We start from the raw sequence: 18,029 nt of genomic DNA, 5'->3' as shown, positions 1-18,029 counted from the left end.
AAATGTTACGTATTTAGCAATCTTTTAGTTTTCCTCTAATTCTTCAATTCTCTGCCGCTTTCCTATGCCAAAGACAAAATATCCAACAATGACGATCGCCATGAATGATGCCCCGACAATCAACGACAAGCGTGTGTCTGGATTAAACCACATTCCAACGATCACAAGCAACAAAAAGATAATGGTAATGTAATTACTGATCGGAAAAAAACGAGATTTAAAGGTGTGATCCTTCATTTCGTCTTTCCACTTTTTCCTGAATTTAAATTGACTGATGGCTAATGCAAACCACGGTACCATGCCTGGAAGAACACTGGCGCTGTAAATATACAGAAACAGTTTGGAATCAGGCATTAAATAGTTAAATAACACCCCTACCAGCAGCAAGGAAATGGTCGTTATTATACTATTTCTAGGGACGCCGCTTGGAGAAACTTTCCCGAAAAACTTGGGAGCTTGTCCGTTCTTAGCCAACGTGTATAACATTCTTCCCGCACTGTAAATACCACTGTTACAACCAGACATCGCAGCTGTAAGTACAACAAAGTTAATGATACCCGCAGCAGCCACAATTCCTACCTTGGCAAAAGTCAGAACAAATGGACTACCGATCTCGCCTATTTGGTTCCAAGGATAAATCGTAACAATGACAAAGATTGCACCCACGTAGAAAATCAGAATACGCCAGATGATGTTTTTAATGGCTTTTCGCAGTGTCGTTTTTGGATTTTCAGCTTCACCTGCCGTAATACCCACCATTTCTATCCCTTGGTAAGCCGCTGTTACAATACAGAGTGCAAACAGAAACCCTTTCAAACCACCTGCAAAGAAGCCGCCATGGCTGTACAGATTGGATAGACCTATCGGTTGTCCACCGTTACCGAGTCCAAAGAAGATCATCCCCGTACCAACTACTAACATGAAGATAATGGCGACAATTTTAATCATCGCAAACCAAAACTCAAATTCCCCATAAAATTTCACAGCCGCCAAATTGGCCAATGCAATAATAATTACACCTGCCAAAGCCGGCAACCATTGCGGGATATCTGGAAACCAGTAGCCCACATATACCCCAATCGCAGTAACTTCCGCCATCCCTACGGTAACCCATAAAAACCAATAGCTCCAGGCGGTCAAGAAACCGGCTAAAGGGCTGATATATTTATGAGCAAATGTAGCGAATGAGCCTGTCACCGGTTCAAGAATCAGCATTTCCCCCATGATCCGCATGACAAAAAACATAATAATCCCAGCTAAGAGATAAGCCAGCAGCACTGAGGGACCTGCCCATTTTATCGTACTTGCCGATCCCATAAACAAACCGACGCCAATCGTGCCTCCAAGCGCAATCAACTCAACATGCCGTGGCTTTAGCCCTCTCGTTAATTGTTTCGATTCCAAAAGAACGCTCCCCTTCGTATATGTTCATCATCAAACGCTAATGATCCGGAAAACTGTCCCCAAACATTATTAACTTTTCAGACTGACGTGGTCGTGAGTGAACGACAACAAAGTAGTTCCACGATTCGTAAATACACCAGAAAACCACGTCCTATTTACCGTCCAAACCTTACTGTTTCTAAGACCGAGTCCGTAGCATTAGATGCATTGTATGACAAAAAACGCCTAAATACAACTGCTAATTAGCAGACATTTTTATGCATGAAATGGAAAGGAAGGCTATTCATATTTTCTGAACAATGGTCAATTTAATGTAATGCATTAGAGTGCTAAACAAACATATTTCTTCAATGATAAATATCACGATATTAAGTCTATTTGAAATCTGAGATGAAGATATAACTGGTCAATGGATTGATGCAAGTGGCGGATCTCATCTATAAAATTGAAGGGTTCAAAGCCTAGCTAAAGATCAGGCTTTTGAACCCACTTATTCAATGATGAATGAATATGTATTTATTTGAGATTTTTTATAAAATTTTTCTGATCCTTGGTAAACATATAGCCACGTCGTTCATAGAATCTGTGAGCCTGTATCCGACTTGGGTGAGATAATAGTTTGATCCCAGAAAATCCATGGGACTTTCCCCACTGTTCAAGACGCTCAATCAACATGCTACCTACACCTTGATTTCTATACTTTTCTTTAACAACAAATCCTAGTACATTTACCAAAGATTCAGAAAAAAGTAATTCATATGGGCTTCCATGAATATATCCTAAGACCTCGTTATTTTCTTCATAAACAAAGATCATATCTTTTGATTCCTTTGTAATCAATTCAATCTTCTCTTTTACTTTTTCTTCAGGAAATAGATATAGATTGGGGTTAAAATCTTGGTTCAACAAATAAATGTCATGATAATCAGATACCCTAATTTCCCTAACATTTTTTTCTTTCACTTTTGAAATACCCCCTATTTTCATCATACGATGCTTTATGTCTAAACTCATTAATCCTCACAATCTTGACCGTTAAAACAATTCAGCATCCCAATAAATGCTTCAAGTTTGGAATCCTCCCATGTTGAAATACGTTGATAAAACTCATTTTCTTTTTCTTTTAAAGCTTCCAAGGCTTTTCCACGACCATTAGCTGTCAGGGATATCAACACCCCCCGGCGATCCTCAGGGTGAGTTTCACTTTTTACATATTCCAATTGCTTAAGCTGAGTAACAAGACGGCTGACAGAGCTTCGATCCATAGCGGTGGATTCTGCCAAAAATGTAGCGCTTGCCGGACCGTACGAAAGGAGACAGCGTACGATCAGAAAAGCCGCAGGTTGTAATGATGGATCGAAAAGTGCCGCAGTTTTTACATTGAGTGCATGTGACGCGCTTATAAGTGCATTAAGTTGTTCACCAAGATTCAGTTCTAATTGCTCTCTTGTAGAATTTGGATGTTGAGTTTTATTATCCATATGTCTCCACCTTATTTAAATTAGTATGAATATATTTGACATATATCAATCAAAATACATATACTTGATATATGTCAATCATATTTTCAACTTTGGTAAGTGTCAAGCAGAAGATCTACAGTATAAAGCATCCACAACCGTAAAGCGTGGACATGAATAAGAATGTAATTAGATCGAGAATTTGGAGGATGATTTATATGTCGACATACCCGATTATTGTAATCACTGGTGCTACTAACGGTCTTGGACAATGGGTAGCAATTGAATTAGCCCAACGCGGAGCACATCTAGTCTTAACAGCCAGAAATGAAAAGCGTGCTGAAACGACTAGAAATATTCTGAGAGACTTGGCGCCAAGTACAAAGGTAGACTTTTTTTTCGGGGACCTGTCTCTTATGAAAGATGTCAAACGTATTGGGGATGAAATTAAAGCTAATTATCCAAAGATTGATGTATTAGTGAACAATGCTGGATTACATGGATTTGAACAGCGAATAACCTCAGAGGGTTTGGCAGAAATGATAGCCGTAAACTATCTTGCCCCGTGGCTGTTAACGCATACACTACTCAATTCACTAATGGAATCCACAAATGCTAGGATCGTCAATGTAGCTTCTGAAGCGTCACGCAACCATGGTGAATTAAAATTACCGGAGGATTTAATAGATACATCTGCATTTACCGCAAGAGGTTCATCTAAGATATACGGAAAGACTAAACTTCTTAATATCATGTTTACAGAAGAACTTGGACGTCAGTTGGATGGAACTGGGATCACAGTTAACGCACTTAATCCAGGATTTAACGTTACTGGCCTTGGCCGTGAGTTAGGATTTTCTTCGGTACTTGCAAAAATATTGAACGCTTTGCATATCGGAGACCCACGGAGAGGAGCAGAAATTATTATTCGTTTAGCAACAGAATCCCAATATCAAGAAGTGACAGGCGGGTATTTTAATGTTGGTACTGGTAAGCTGATTGTGCCGGCATATCCTGGTGGGGATATCAAGATGCAATGCCTACTTTGGAGTACTACAACCGAATTATTACGGCAAAAAGGCGTTATGGAATGAAATAGAATCTAAAATCGAACAATGTCCCCCCAACGAATGGTTCATTTTGTAAACTAAATCTCTCTTTTAACCGATAAATACATATGTTGGTTCTGTACTTAAATATCTCCTCCCATCTTTACATATTCAAGTACAAACGTGTATTTTTCTAAAAGGGGGCTTTCTATGAACTATCTAGACGAGCATATACTTAGCCTCAAAGCTAAAATGGTGGATCAGAAGACAGCTAATAACGATAATGTGAAATCCATCCCAGCTCAAACCCAGAAATCGGAACTGGACGGTTCCATGTTTGAAGAAACAAAGCTACTTCATGTTGAAAATGATTATCTCACGTTGGAGCCCATTACAATACTACACGGAGAGATTGGTTTCTACATCCCCAAGTCCTTCACTCCTATGCCAATGGAGCAAGCTATAATCAAATATCCTTCAGAGCATCGACCAAAGGTCATTTATACCTCATCTGAGGAGACCATCAATATCACTTTTAATCCTACAGATACCGCTCTGGAAGCGGAAGAACTGCCTGATTTTGTAGAGCAAATGGCGGATATTTTACGGTCTGTACAACCGATTCGCAACTGGTTAGGTACCGAAATGGTCACCAACTGTTCTGGACTTTCAGTTGGGCAGATTCGTTTTGTGGCGGCGGGGATCGACGGTAATCTATACAACGAAATGCTGCTCTTCATCCACAATGGACGAGTTGTCATAGGTTCCTTTAGCTGTCTGGAGATAGATCTCGAAGTATGGTTACCTGTAGCAGAATACTGGGTTCAATCCCTTTCTGTCCTTCCACCCTCCATCTATTCTACAAATGAGAAAGGAATGACTACACCATGAGTCTGGGATACGATCAAATTCAAATTCACCCTTATGAACAAATTGATCTGGAGGAGCTTACCTTAACGAAAAAAATTAACGAGCATACTCGGCTTTATTTTACAGGTATTATCCCCGATGACTTGCAAGACAGTTACGTAGAAACGACGGAAAAAAATACCATCATTGAAGTCAGTCAACAAGATGAATCTGGAGCAAGCAAGCCGCTATTTAGTGGGATTGCCCTCTCGGTCGAGGTAAAAGTCGTGCGAGGTGTGTACTATCTGGAGGTGGAAGCCATTTCCCATACGTACCGGATGGACATGAAGCAGCGTACTCGTTCTTTTCAGTATACGAAAATGACGATTCCTCAAATGCTGGAGCACATAGGTAAGGACTATGAAGGACTGGATGTGATCGACGGGGCTACTGGAGGAGAAGCCATCGGACGGCTTGCCATTCAGTATCAGGAGACAGACTGGGCGTTTTTAAGACGCATAGCCTCACGTTATCATACAAGTCTGATGCCTGTAGCCCGTTTTGACAGTCCCAAATTTTATTTTGGTATTGAGGACAGCCCTGCACAGGCGATACTGGATCATACCCGTTATACCGTACGTAAGCAATTGCTTCCTTTTCGTTATTTTCAGGAGAATGAGCAAACCAAGCTGAGTGAACACGATTTTATTTTTTATGAGGTAGAAACGGATGAGGTACTCGACTTGGGCGCTCAGTTGAATTTTCAGGGGCATAACCTATATGTGATGGAAGCCTACACCGCCATGAGTCAGGGACTGCTGCGGCATCAGTATGTGTTGGGTTCTTACCAAGGATTTCGGCAAAAAAGCTACTACCAGGATAAGCTGGCAGGAGCCTCATTAAGCGGTATTGTGCTGGACGTACGTCAGGATCAGGTGCGCATTCATCTGGATTGTGATGAACAACAGGACACAAACCAAGCACACTGGTTCAACTATTCTACTGTGTACAGTGGCGGTGGCCATACCGGCTGGTATGTCATGCCAGAAAAAGGCGATTCAGTTTCCCTCTATTTCCCCGGTAGTCGGGAAGAAGACGGCGTTGCAGGTAGTGCCGTGAGAAGGGCAGATCGCAAGAGTACGCATAACCATTTTTCCAATCCGCAAATGAAAATATGGCGTACCCCGCATGGCAAGGAAATTCGACTGGGACCGGATGAACTGGTCGTTACAGGTAAGGACGGCGCTATTTATATCAAACTGGACGATAAAGAAGGCATTCATATTGCGAGCAGCAAACAGGTGAATATTACGGCGGGAGGCAATCTCAGCCTGTCTGCGGGGAAGACGATGAGTCTATCCGCAGGTAGTCAGCTCCGTATGGATTGTAATGGCAGTCATATTGAATTAAGCGGATCGGCGGATATGAAAGGCAGCGAAGTGAAGTCGAATTAAGGATGATTAGAAATGGAAAAGCAAACAGATGTGTTAGATCAACAACAAACGGCTCTTCATCAGGCTTGGTCTTTCATTCGCAAAGAATGGGCGTTGACATGTAAATCAACACAAACACAAAGATTACAGCATATAGTAGAACATTTTCGCGCCTTTTGTGAGCTGGTTCGGCAAAAACAATTTACAGGCCGTAAAGGTCATATCGGTTACATCACCTACTCTATGCTGCGCACCACATGGCTTGAACAGAAGCCCGTTTATCTTGTTGAAGCTACGGATGCCTTATGGATGCTTGATGCTGAGCCCGTTCAGTTGGAGTACGATGCAAGTTGGATTTTTCTCTATTGGACTCAATTACGTGAACAACTTGGGGCTGAAACTTTGAAGCAACAAGTCTCCCTTTCCGAACTTGAATTGGAACAGATCATGTTGGAAGCAGCGGGATATCTTCATACGATGATCGTTAGTCTAGTTCGTCAGGCTATGAAGCAAGCAGTCCACCTACCAGAGTTTGAGGCGTTGGATCGTGAAGAAGCTTTTGAGATTCGCGTCGGAGAGTATATGGATCATAGTGTCTCCGTGTATCGGGAAGATCGAAGACCCGTGGATGCAAACATAATAAAGTCTTGGCTGGAGGAAAAAGAAGAATCGGCCTACAGCTACCAAGCACTGTCTCAAGTTCAACTGTCGGATGGAAATTACAGTTCCTTGGATTTTCGCTATACAGTCTTTCGCCAGATCGGGATGCAACAAAGTCAATTGCATCACTGTATCCTCGTAGGCACGGTATGGCAAGAAGCTCAGCTAGATGGAACCGACCTTTCGCACAGCCTGCTTCATGGAGCCGATTTCAGTGGCTGTTCCCTGCAAGAGGCTGTACTGGACGAAGTGATAAGCAATAGCGAATATGGATCGGATGCTTGGCTGGATTGGGAACCGTTAGGATTGGATGGAGTGAATTTTACAAGAGCTAATTTACAGGGAGCTAGTTTTCAACATGCACAGCTTCAAGGAGCTACTTTCCAAGATGCCGCGCTGCAAAGAGCTTTATTTAACAGCGCGGATCTAACAGGTGCCTGCTTTGTAGGAGCCGATGTTACTGACGCTTCGTTTATAGGTGCATGTTTAGTAAACGCTAATTTTACAGGAGCAAAACTACACCGGGTAAGCTTTACAGATGACCAACTAAGTGAAGCCATTGGCCTTGCTGCTATAGAAGCGCCCCTGGCTACACAGATAACAGATGCAGTGAGTAAAGGGGAGTGGATGTCATGAGGTATTACCGACTCATGGTGGACGAGCGCGTAAAGCATCGGGTGGAGACTGCGCCCCTGTCTCCCTTGCAGGTGGAAGATATCCTTTCGGGTCATACCCTTCAGGCGGATGATACTCCCCTGTTTTTAGCTGTACATACAGATTCACGAACCGTATATCCGGATTTTCTGGAGTTCCCTTTGCCGCTGGTTTCAGACTCTATGAAAGCCCTGTTGGAAAAATATATGCCTGAGCTGGAATGGAAGGCCGCTATACTTACCGATTTTCAGAAAGCCAGGCAGGATGTGTACTGGGTACTGCGTCCACCTGTGGTGGATTGTCTTTCCTCACAAACCGAGTGGTATCCCGACCACACCTTGAAGCAATTGGTACTTAAACACAGGAAAATCGAATCGTCTATATTTCGGATCGCCGGCTTGTTGGAAGCACATATCTATATCAATCTCGCGGTAGCGGAAAGTCTGCTGCGTCGTCCATTTACAGGTGTTCGTGTGCAAAAAGTGGAGATGGCCACAAAGGAGGAATAATCCGTATGGAAGAAGCAAGTGTGCAGCCTGGAACAGGTGCGAAAAAAAGCTATGTCGTGGCAGGTGCGATTTTAAGCTGTAGTTACGGTACACAGCCTACGCGTTTGAAGCGCCCTTTTAGCCACGGGGTGTATGTCAAAAATAAAGCTCAGATGAATATTGGAGATTATGTGCCCGGAGTGAACATAAAATCTTTTGGGAATTGCTCCAGTCCGCTGAATCCGGCTGTGCAAGCCAGTGAGATGGTCGATATTTATGGGGTGAAAAAGGCACCGTGTATTCCTGTCCTTACGATGCCTTGGCTGAACGGAAAAAGCGACATGCGCATCGAAGGCCAGCCTGCTCTTACGCAGAACTGTACACATCAATGTCTTTATTGCGGACACATACAGATCGAAAATGACGGTCAGGAACTGGATTGATCAGTCGCAACCTACCACTATAAAAACAAAATGCGTTGGTGAGAGATTGGCTATCTTCTCCACCAACGCATGATATAGGTTAGGTACCGCAAAAGGTTCGGTAAGGACGGGTGGATTCCTCAGGCAATGTAGAGTAAATTTCCTGTTCGGTAGAGTAGGCATAAGGGTTCGAAAGAACTTCAAGAAGCTTCTCCATCACACGGTAGTCTTCTCGTTCCACCGCAGCTTCTAGTGCTTCTTCTACCCGGTGGTTGCGTGGGATGATTGCAGGATTACTGCTGCGCATCAGCTGACGCGAGGAGGCTTGTGATTCCTGCTGTCTGCCCAGCCTCGCCTGCCACTGCTCGTGCCACTGGGTGAATTCCGCAGTGCTGAACAGAACCGTATCCTCCAGCTTGTTCAAAGTTAGGGCACGGAAGGTATTGGTGTAGTCGGCACGATGCTTCTGCATGATACTCAGAAGCTCCTCAATAAGAGATTCATCCTCCTGCTCTTCGTTAAAGATCCCTAGCTTCGCCCGCATTCCTGCAAGCCAATGATGGTGAAACATTTTTACAAAATCTGAAATTGCATCCTCAGCCAGTGTGACAGCCTGCTCCCTGTTGTCATGCAGCAGTGGCAAGAGCGTCTCAGCAAATCTCGCGAGATTCCACGCAGCAATATGCGGCTGATTGGCATAAGCATAGCGTCCCTGCCTGTCGATGGAACTGAACACCGTCTCAGGATCATAGGTATCCATGAAGGCGCAAGGTCCATAATCAATGGTTTCTCCGCTAAGGGTCATATTGTCGGTGTTCATCACCCCATGAATAAAACCAACTAGCTGCCATTTGGCAATCAGCTCGGCCTGACGCTTAATCACTTCCTGAAGAAGTGAAAGGTAACGGTTTTCGTCATTGGCAACTTCCGGGTAGTGTCTTTCCAATGTATAATCAGCCAGAGCACGGAGATCTTGGGACGTGCCCCATGCTGAGACGTATTGAAAGGTGCCGACGCGAAGATGACTGCCAGCCACACGGGTCAGAATGGCTCCGGGCTGCTCGGTTTCCCGGATGATCGACTCACCCGTGGATACCACCGCCAAGCTGCGGGTGGTAGCAATACCTAGCGCATGCATCGCCTCACTGATGATGTATTCGCGAAGCATCGGCCCAAGTGCCGCACGACCGTCACCACCACGGGAGTATGGCGTTCTGCCTGAGCCCTTGAGCTGAATATCAACCCGTTCACCCAAGGGATTGATCTGTTCGCCAAGCAGCAGAGCACGTCCGTCTCCTAACATGTTAAAATGCCCGAATTGATGCCCTGCGTAAGCTTGAGCAAGAGGCATAGCCCCTTCAGGAACCTGGTTACCGGCCAGCTCCGCTACGCCATCATTCCCTTGCAGCGCCGTGCCGTTCAACCCCAGTGATGCTGCCAACGGATGATTAAGAATGATCAGCTTTGGTGAGCGGACAGGAGTTAGGTTGAGCTTTGTAAACAATGATTCCGGCAAACGAGAGTAACTGTTGTCGAAGTTCCACCCTATTTTATCTGCTATTTCTTTTTTCTCCGTCATAGTGTCTCCTTTTCTGCTGCGGTATCTTAGGTTTTCCCATTTTAGTTTTTACTTCTGCCCATTTATTATCCAATTATGAAACATGGAACATACAATATGCTTTTTTATTATAATCGATTATCAAACATTAATTGTATTTGAATACCGAATGGGTCTTCAATAATACCGTAGGCTTGGCTAAACACATTATTAGATAAAGGCACAATAATTTTCACTCGATCATCTGTAATTAAGCTATCATAAAAACGTTTAATTTCTTCTAGGTCAGCACTTTGAATACATAATGAAGTATTATTCCCTACTGTATATTCTTCACTGGGATTCATTGTATCTTCTGCTATCATTACTTTTGTTTTTCCGATGGATAAGACTGAATGAGAAATATAATTTTTATTTTCATCCGTAAGCTGTATGGAGCTGTCACGTTGGGCCATGTCTTGATAGGTAACCAGAAACAATTCCTTTGCGTTGAAGTGTTTTTTGTAAAAATGTATAGCTTCTTTTGCCTTTCCGTTCATGGATAAGAAAATAGCTACTTCCAGTGTTGTACTCATGGTATCAATCTCCTTTTATATGTGCTTTTAGTCAGATATCTTATGAATTTGATATATTCCCTTGAACTTATTATCATATAAAAAGGTATCAAAATATGACACCTTTATAAGGAGATTTAGATGAAGAAATCGGAAAGATTAAATGATATGATCAGATACTTAAACAGTCGAGAGTTCTTTAATTTAAATGACCTAATGGATAAATACCATATTTCAAAAAGTACAGCTCTACGTGATATTAATTCATTAGAACAATTAGGTATGCCTATTTTTTCGGAACATGGCAGACATGGACGATATGGTATCTTAAAAAATAGATTGTTATCCCCCATTATTTTTACAATGGATGAGGTATATGCTCTGTACTTTGCAATGTTGACGTTAGAAGCTTATCAATCCACCCCCTTTCATTTAAGTGTTAATCAACTGAATGAAAAGTTTGAACACTGTCTTTCTAAAATACAAATAAACCAGATTCATAAAATGAAAAAGGTTTTACAATTTGAAACATATCAGCATAATCATGTTAGTCGTTATTTAGATAAAATTCTAACAAGCATTCTTAATGAGAGCACCTGTAAAGTTAAATATGTAAAAAATAATCAGAAAAAAAGTTACTATATTCAATTTTTCAAAATTTCCGCTAAGTTTGGTCAATGGTATGCTACTGGAATAGAGTTACATACGAATAAATATAGAGTTTTCAGATGTGATCGAATAACCTTTATAGAAGATGAGGAGAGCAATTCTCGCTTTTCTATAGATGAACTCCTTAGTCGTTCATTAGAAATGTATCAATCTGAGAAGAGCATTGACTTTGAAGTAGAAATTTTAGAACAAGCAAAGGATATTTTTTATAAAGAACATTATCCTTCTATGAAAATAGAAAATGGTGATAAGACAGTCATTAAGGGATTCTATAATCCAGGAGAAGAAGAATTTATAGCTCAATATTTTATGAGATATGGTCATTATGTACGATCAGTGAAGCCTGAATTTTTAAAACAGATTCTTAAAGATAGAGTTGAGCACCTCTTAAACCACTATCAAAAATTATAAGATCATCGAAGGTTTGTTCAAAATTTTCTCTACATTCTAGTAAAGAAAAGGAACCTGCAAGCTCCTTTTCTTTACTAGCTATGACAATTGAATCATGGCTTCCGTTTGGCGATAACAGCATAGGATACCGTTCTTGTGAATCCAGTTGGATTCCATGCAGTAAATACCCATCTGTCTTCGGCCGCGGAATAATTATTGAGAAGAAACCCTTGTTCATTTCCAGAGAAAGTCCATGCACCGCTAATCAGATTGTAGGCGTTACCGTTAATCGTAGTGCTTCTAAAGCTATTAGGAGAAATAGTGATCGGTGCGAAAGTGAATCGTGCGAACCCATCTCCAAGTTGAGTTACACGAATGGCTTTTTTAAGATTCATAATCACGTGACTATTTTTTTTCAGTTTTTTTCCCAACTTTGCTTCTGTTTTTTTAATTTTCATTAAGGTTGCCTTTCTCAAAGAAATCATCTCCTTAATTGTTTTACTTATAGTTAATGATGGAGTAGATACTTTTGAATGGACAAAATCCCCGGTAAATTGGCTTGATTTTCTGGAGGTGCGGAAACAAAAAGCCCTTCCTTAAAATAAAGGAGGGCTTGATACCGCTACTTCTCATATTTTCCGTTCCTATACCGATTTTGTTAAGCCGATATGGGTGATCATGGTGTCATACGGTTCTAATTCCATGGTTTGTTTGCCATATTCCGTTTCAATCGTCGTTCTTTGAAGTTGATCGCTATTGTTAATAACAACCAACATTTTACTTTCTGGATAATAAGCACACTCTGTATATAGGTTATCCGTAATGTACTTCGTTTCATGTAACTCATTGCCTGCAAAGCGAATCAAATTCAACAGTAATCTTGTGTTTTCCCAGCTGAATTCGAAAGAAGGAAGGTATATCCCCTTTCCTTTACCGAAGGCATGAGTAGACAGTGTTATCATACCACTCGTTTCTTCCACTACCGCAGCTGACCCATCGGTAAGATAAATGCTATTCTTTGGCGTTATACTGGCTCCTTCAGGCACCAAACCATGCTCATCCCTAACCTCGTATACCCATCTTCCATGACCTACTCTGGAGCCTGTATCCTCATCCAGACCGAGAACATGTGCCATTCTGAAAAAGCTGTCGTGGCCTTCAATCGCAGAAGGCTGGTTGATGCCAATAAAGGTACCACCCTCATAAACCCATTGGGTCAGTAAGTCCACACACTTGTTGTCATTCCAGTACTCCCCACCACTCCATGCTGAACCAGCAGAGCCGGCATTGATCACTACATCACAATCCTGTAGAATTCCCTGACGGATATCTTCAAAATCAATGAATTTCACTTCAATCGGCAATCCGGATAAAGCCTCATTGACATGAACCAAATCATGCATATACGTTTCATGGAAATGTCCGGACAATGTCCACGATCTCAATTTTCCCCAACTATGCAGAATAGCTACCTTCGTCTTCATGTGATAGGGCTTGCCTTCATGGTGCAGTTCCTTAATTTCTCTGAATTCATTGGCAATCTTTTCGATGTAATCGCAAAAATCCGGGTAAGGCTCTACAAGGTGCAAATATCCGCCCAGTCCAATTCGGTCAATAGGCTCCCGCAGCAAGGCGCGCCGAATATTAATCCAATACTTTTTGGCATCCAGCGTGGGGTTCCCCCCTTCCATAAAGGTAGGAAGCCCGCCTAAACCAACCGGAAATAAGTATGGATGCAGCCGAATCTCATGCGTATTCACTTTTACACCTGAACAGAGCCTCGCCTCGTAACCTGAAAACACACATTTAATCAACCCGTCAAATCCAAACTCTTGAAAACGGTCATTGTAAGGCTCCATACCAACCCAACTGTCATCATAGAAAACATAGGCCAGCTTGTCGTGCCTATGCACAATGTCAATTAATTTCTTGCCAAATTCAATCACAAAATCATTGATAAATGCCATCCAATCCAGCTTGCGCTGCTCAGCCGGGATATGACTGACGCGGTATTTCCCGCCATTCACAAAATCCTCGGCTGTCATCGAATACCCGTATTTCTTGGCAAACAGATCAAGCGCTCTTGAACTTACCGTAAAATCGTATGAACCCCAGTCAGAGAACAGATGGCGATTGCGCTCATTACTGCCCCAGATCCAGGCGAAATTATAAAATAAGGAGGTAAACCGAACAACCGTGGTTTCCTTATGATGGAGACACCAATCTTCCATCCAATCCAGCAGATATTTTTGCGTTTCTGCATAGATGGGATCAATCTGCATCAAATGCTCTTTGTCCCAATGATTCGTTGTGTGATTGTACATGGAAATCTCTTCCCAGATCCGGTAGGCCATGAAGCTTACCGTGTATTTATGCCAAGGAACAATTCCGGTAATGACTACATTTCCGGATTCCCTTTCATAATTCCACTGTTCTCTTGGAACTTCCTCCCCGGTCGTTCTGTCAAAAACCTGCCAATAGTTAAACGCCTCTTTGGAATCATTAACCTTGAATTGTTCAGCAAAAAAATCCTCCATCAGATAGATGGATACATAATCTTGTACAGCTACCTTCGGATTTGTAATTAAAAAACATTGCTGAAGCTTATCAAGATTGTGGGACGCCCACTCGTTATGATCTCTGATGATACAGATTGTCGAATATATGCCGTACCCAGCGTTAATAATCTCGTCGGACAATTGCGTGCCGTCACTATCACGGATGACATCGGCACCCCACCGTTCAGCTAATTTTAGGGTCAGCGCCTCATAACCAGATTCTCCCGGTAGTGTAAAGGCCCCCGTTGTTTGTTTAGACAACTTGGTTCCCTCCTAATTCAACATATCAGACAGAAAAGCCAATGCCAGGCCTTGACCCCAGCCCTGAATCCAGTCTTTTGGAATATTGCGATACCCATCCCGATCTTTCATAACCGCTGTGCCGCCAGAAACACCTAGTACCCGTCCGTCCTCGCTAATATGGTTCAAGATGCCGTCCAATGCCTTTTGCACGTATTTGGTATGCAGCGGATTGCCGTTATTGATCATGGCTGCCGCGATTCCGCAAGATGCAGACACCTCCTCGTAGGACTCCTCGTCATCCAGTACCGTCCGCCATAGGCCGTTCTCCGTTTGAACACCCTTTAGTGCCGCCAGTTGATCCCGAAGCGAACACTCCACGTCCATGCACTGCGGATATAAATACCAGTCCTTCAAATGAATTTTAACTTGCGACATGGTATAGGCTCCCCAAGCATTCGCTCTCCCCCAGAAAAATCCGGACATGTGATCCTGCTTGACATTATTGTAGCCATGGTACCAGAAACCGCTACTAGGGTCTTGCAGGTATTTGATATGCCAGTAAAATTGGTTTAAGGCGTCCTGGATCATTTCCTCATCCTTTAATTTGGTTCCTACACGGAGCAGAAAAAATGCCGCCATAAACAATGTGTCCGCCCATGCCTGTTCTGGAAAATCATTAGCAACGGATACCGTATGCTGCAGAACATTGTCTCCGAACCTGAGAGCATGGTTCCGAATATAATCCACCTTGCTCATCACAATATCCCAATATTTCTGGTCCCCTGTTTCTTCATACAATGTGATCAGCATATGACCCATGGCACATGTGTTTACCGTCCAATGCGGCAGCCCCAGCTCGATATATTCATCTGCCCATTGCACAAGCATATTCAAATACTCTTTATTTCCAGTTTTTGTATAGGCTCTGGATACCCCATAATAAGCCACACCGCAAGGCCAGTCCCACGTCAAATCCATCGCCATTGTTTTTCTGACGACTTTGTCGATAACTATTAACATCTCTTCCTTGTCATAAGTTAATTGAAGCATCTATGTTCTCCTCTCTTTCGCACACGCCCCCAAAGGCGCTTGAGAGCTGTTCGTCACTGTTTTGAAAACGCTTTACTTATTCCATTGTACGCAGTAAAATAGTCTCCATCTAAGCATATTCGCAACAAAACTGTGCAATTCTAATCATTTATGTGATGATTTTGCAAAAATCCAATAAGCGACTTCCAATAAACAGTATATAGATCGAAATGGTCTAGTTCGTCTATATATTGCACCTTGGAGCGATTGGAATCGAATTTTGCAAAATCCTGATATATATAGGCTGGTTAAAATCAAAGTCATGGGAGTATTGGATATGCCCAGAAAAAAGAAGCCCGTTATAGAATACCGACACTACAGCTTGCCCATAAATTTCCCTGTCTTGCTATTAAGCGGTGAGCGTTGGAAGATTTCCGATATTAAAAGTGAACATCTCCATTTCCATAACCATTTGGAGATTGGTATATGCTATTCGGATAGCGGCATCATGGAGATCAAAGGAGAATCTGTACCCTTCAAAGCTGGCGATGTGACCTTCATCCCCAGGTATCTTCCTCATACCACGTATAGTTCGCCAAATACAGCCAGTCTTTGGTCTTATATCTTTTTTTCGCCAGAGGAGCTCTTTCAACATTCATTTAAAAGTGCTTATAGCAACTTCGAGCCGAATTTGTGGGTAGTGAAGGGTATGAACTGTATATTGAATAAGGAGCAACATCCCAAGGTTTATACACTTGCGACTTCAATCGTAGAGGAATTAAAACAGCAGAATCCTTACTATCAGGAAAGTGCCTACGGCTTATTGCTATCCCTTTACATAGAACTCCTTAGAATTCATTCCAGGAATGAACTGTTGGCAGATCAAGAAACAGAGCATAGCCTGAAAAGCGATTTTGTCATTTCTCCGGTTCTGGAATACATCACGAAAAACTATATGAACCCCATTACCATGGATTTTTTGGCCGATCTGTGCCATCTAAGTACAACTCATTTCCGAAGAAAATTCCATGAAATTATGGGGACGTCGCCTCTCGATTTCCTAAACAGCACCCGAATCGAAGAGGCTTGCAAGCAGTTAAAAAGCACGGAGGATTCTATTCTTTCGATCTCCGAACAAGTCGGTTTTCATTCCATTTCCAGCTTCAACCGTTGCTTTTCCAGGCTTATGGGAAAGCCGCCAAAAGAATGGCGTAAAGGGGCGCAATCCGAAGCGCAATCTGCAAAAGCGTCTATACTGGAGTTTACGGGGTGGGTTTGATTTTACCAAACGGAATCAAGCAGATCGTCCACTTCCCGCCAAATATCATAGTGGGTGACGTAGGACATTGCGGCAACCAGGAAAGACCCTTGAATAATGATAACCAATCAATTTCATTTTTAATGAAAGAGACATATTTATTATCAGTTCTCTTCCTCCAGTCGAAAATGCTCCGTAAGGCGTTCAATCGTAAACTGGTTTCTCAATTTACAGGCAGAATTCTGATTCGCAAACATCCCTTTCTCCCAGATCGCCTCCTGTTTAGAAACAGTCTTGACCCATTCCACTCGTACAACGTATTCGCATAAATCGGGGTCATCGACATCTGTATCCATTCTTACATGTATATCAGCATCAAGCAGTGGTATATTTACTCCATTTACCATCACTTGAAACTCCTTGATGGGTACTACTTCCTCTTGCACGATTCCGACACCAACATACCCCACCTTAGGAATACATGCAAAAATCCTAGCACCTGGCTTCAGAAGATTCAGCGATCTGCTGTACCATTTTCCTTGGCCAGCCGAAATAAAACCGTATCGTCTGCAATCCTCCCAGTTCCGATAATCACCGTCTCCCAAAGAGATATAAAAATCTTTCCCGTTCCATGGAGCCTTTCCTGTTTTATTCGTCGTCACATTAGATGTTTTAACCTCAACTTTGTTGGGATCAATGAGCCAGTTTCTGGCCAGATATTCATTATCTCCGTCTTTAAAATAATGAAAAAAGAGTGCATTAATCGGGACACCGAAGTTCGTTAAGTAGTTAATGATTCGTTCTGTTGCTGGATCCAGTTCTGCTGACACGATAATCAATTGATGGAGTTCGTTCAAAGTTTCAGGTAAGTCGGTTTGAAAATAGTCTACAAAATCTTGTTCCAATTGCTTTCCCGGATTTCTCTCACTATAGATCTCAATGATATCCGTATAATTCAACTGTTGAACCCACGAGGCATAATCCAGTGTCTGTGCAACTACTTCTCGTGGCGTTTTATTACGTTTTAATTCGATAATGACTAGATTCCCTTCCGAGTTCATTGCAAGGATATCAATGAATTTACCAAAGGCTGTATTGATCTGTCTCCCAATTAACAATAACGAAGGATCAATGATGCTAATATCATGTGTGATAACATCTTCGAGCTTACGTTCGGTCTCCATACTAGAAAAGTGAATTTTCTCGACATCTCCATTAATCTTCCAAATTCCTAGTTCGATCGGCATTCCAGTTCTCTCCTTGTTTGCTAGTCTAAAGATAATTCTTAAAACATCATACATCCTAGTAATCCATGTTTTTCTTTTTCTCAGCATATGGATAGAAAGAATTA

17 protein-coding genes are annotated in these 18,029 nt (G+C 42.3%); 8 read left to right on the top strand and 9 right to left on the bottom strand.

Going from position 1 to position 18,029, the window contains the following annotated elements; translation table 11 throughout:
• Positions 1–24 precede the first annotated feature (24 nt).
• The 3 genes from NLX82_RS22135 to NLX82_RS22125 all read right to left on the bottom strand — a co-directional run bounded on the left by NLX82_RS22135 (position 25) and on the right by NLX82_RS22125 (position 2,885).
• Entirely contained in the window at positions 25–1,404 is a 1,380-nt protein-coding gene (locus NLX82_RS22135; protein ID WP_053324682.1) for an amino acid permease, read from the bottom strand.
• A 516-nt stretch (positions 1,405–1,920) separates the two neighbouring features.
• Positions 1,921–2,367 (bottom strand): GNAT family N-acetyltransferase, encoded by a 447-nt coding sequence (locus NLX82_RS22130; RefSeq protein WP_028542025.1) that lies wholly within the window; start codon positions 2,365–2,367, stop codon positions 1,921–1,923.
• A 50-nt stretch (positions 2,368–2,417) separates the two neighbouring features.
• Entirely contained in the window at positions 2,418–2,885 is a 468-nt protein-coding gene (locus NLX82_RS22125; RefSeq protein WP_075153775.1) for a MarR family winged helix-turn-helix transcriptional regulator, read from the bottom strand.
• Between the two features lie 197 nt (positions 2,886–3,082).
• Between NLX82_RS22125 and NLX82_RS22120 the strand changes: the two genes are divergently transcribed.
• From NLX82_RS22120 to NLX82_RS22095, 6 genes are all read left to right on the top strand, one after another.
• On the top strand, positions 3,083–3,958 hold the full coding sequence (locus NLX82_RS22120; RefSeq protein ID WP_254349074.1) for an SDR family NAD(P)-dependent oxidoreductase: 876 nt from the start codon (positions 3,083–3,085) through the stop codon (positions 3,956–3,958).
• Positions 3,959–4,123: 165 nt separating this feature from the next.
• Positions 4,124–4,804: a hypothetical protein gene (locus tag NLX82_RS22115; RefSeq protein ID WP_075153773.1), complete on the top strand. Its 681-nt coding sequence runs from the start codon at positions 4,124–4,126 to the stop codon at positions 4,802–4,804.
• Positions 4,801–6,216 (top strand): phage baseplate assembly protein V, encoded by a 1,416-nt coding sequence (locus NLX82_RS22110; protein WP_075153772.1) that lies wholly within the window; start codon positions 4,801–4,803, stop codon positions 6,214–6,216. The genes NLX82_RS22115 and NLX82_RS22110 overlap by 4 nt, the downstream gene beginning before the upstream one ends.
• A gap of 12 nt (positions 6,217–6,228) precedes the next feature.
• Positions 6,229–7,491, top strand: coding sequence for a pentapeptide repeat-containing protein (locus tag NLX82_RS22105; protein WP_075153771.1), 1,263 nt, complete (start codon positions 6,229–6,231; stop codon positions 7,489–7,491).
• Positions 7,488–8,018, top strand: a complete 531-nt coding sequence (locus tag NLX82_RS22100) for a hypothetical protein (RefSeq protein ID WP_193217094.1) — start codon at positions 7,488–7,490, stop codon at positions 8,016–8,018. Before NLX82_RS22105 ends, NLX82_RS22100 begins: the two co-directional genes overlap by 4 nt.
• Before the next feature lie 5 nt (positions 8,019–8,023).
• On the top strand, positions 8,024–8,440 hold the full coding sequence (locus tag NLX82_RS22095; RefSeq protein ID WP_013308879.1) for a DUF4280 domain-containing protein: 417 nt from the start codon (positions 8,024–8,026) through the stop codon (positions 8,438–8,440).
• 79 nt (positions 8,441–8,519) lie between these two features.
• On the opposite strand, the gene NLX82_RS22090 is transcribed toward NLX82_RS22095, so the two are convergent.
• Both NLX82_RS22090 and NLX82_RS22085 read right to left on the bottom strand, forming a co-directional pair.
• Positions 8,520–9,998: a protein adenylyltransferase SelO gene (locus NLX82_RS22090; protein WP_075153769.1), complete on the bottom strand. Its 1,479-nt coding sequence runs from the start codon at positions 9,996–9,998 to the stop codon at positions 8,520–8,522.
• Between the two features lie 107 nt (positions 9,999–10,105).
• Positions 10,106–10,552, bottom strand: coding sequence for a VOC family protein (locus tag NLX82_RS22085; protein ID WP_075153768.1), 447 nt, complete (start codon positions 10,550–10,552; stop codon positions 10,106–10,108).
• A 120-nt stretch (positions 10,553–10,672) separates the two neighbouring features.
• Here NLX82_RS22085 and NLX82_RS22080 point away from each other — a divergent pair, with 120 nt between their 5' ends.
• Positions 10,673–11,611 carry a helix-turn-helix transcriptional regulator gene (locus NLX82_RS22080; protein ID WP_075153767.1) on the top strand — a complete coding sequence of 313 codons (939 nt, stop codon included), beginning with the start codon at positions 10,673–10,675 and terminating at the stop codon, positions 11,609–11,611.
• 92 nt (positions 11,612–11,703) lie between these two features.
• Here the strand turns inward: NLX82_RS22080 and NLX82_RS22075 are convergent, their stop codons facing one another.
• From NLX82_RS22075 to NLX82_RS22065, 3 genes are all read right to left on the bottom strand, one after another.
• Positions 11,704–12,075: a hypothetical protein gene (locus tag NLX82_RS22075; protein WP_226887842.1), complete on the bottom strand. Its 372-nt coding sequence runs from the start codon at positions 12,073–12,075 to the stop codon at positions 11,704–11,706.
• Between the two features lie 159 nt (positions 12,076–12,234).
• Positions 12,235–14,409, bottom strand: coding sequence for a 1,3-beta-galactosyl-N-acetylhexosamine phosphorylase (gene gnpA / locus NLX82_RS22070; protein WP_254349073.1), 2,175 nt, complete (start codon positions 14,407–14,409; stop codon positions 12,235–12,237).
• Between the two features lie 12 nt (positions 14,410–14,421).
• Positions 14,422–15,441 carry a glycoside hydrolase family 88/105 protein gene (locus tag NLX82_RS22065; RefSeq protein ID WP_075153765.1) on the bottom strand — a complete coding sequence of 340 codons (1,020 nt, stop codon included), beginning with the start codon at positions 15,439–15,441 and terminating at the stop codon, positions 14,422–14,424.
• Positions 15,442–15,757: 316 nt separating this feature from the next.
• Between NLX82_RS22065 and NLX82_RS22060 the strand changes: the two genes are divergently transcribed.
• On the top strand, positions 15,758–16,699 hold the full coding sequence (locus tag NLX82_RS22060) for a helix-turn-helix domain-containing protein (RefSeq protein WP_071559272.1): 942 nt from the start codon (positions 15,758–15,760) through the stop codon (positions 16,697–16,699).
• Positions 16,700–16,842: 143 nt separating this feature from the next.
• On the opposite strand, the gene NLX82_RS22055 is transcribed toward NLX82_RS22060, so the two are convergent.
• Complete coding sequence (locus NLX82_RS22055) at positions 16,843–17,925, bottom strand: endonuclease NucS domain-containing protein (RefSeq protein WP_081376881.1); 1,083 nt, start codon at positions 17,923–17,925, stop codon at positions 16,843–16,845.
• Positions 17,926–18,029: the final 104 nt, after the last annotated feature.

Origin of the sequence: Paenibacillus sp. A3M_27_13 (assembly GCF_024213315.1) — a bacterium.
Taxonomy (GTDB): domain Bacteria; phylum Bacillota; class Bacilli; order Paenibacillales; family Paenibacillaceae; genus Paenibacillus; species Paenibacillus polymyxa_B.
The sequence above is the reverse complement of the archived record's forward strand: the minus strand, read 5'-3'. Positions and strand labels throughout refer to the sequence as shown.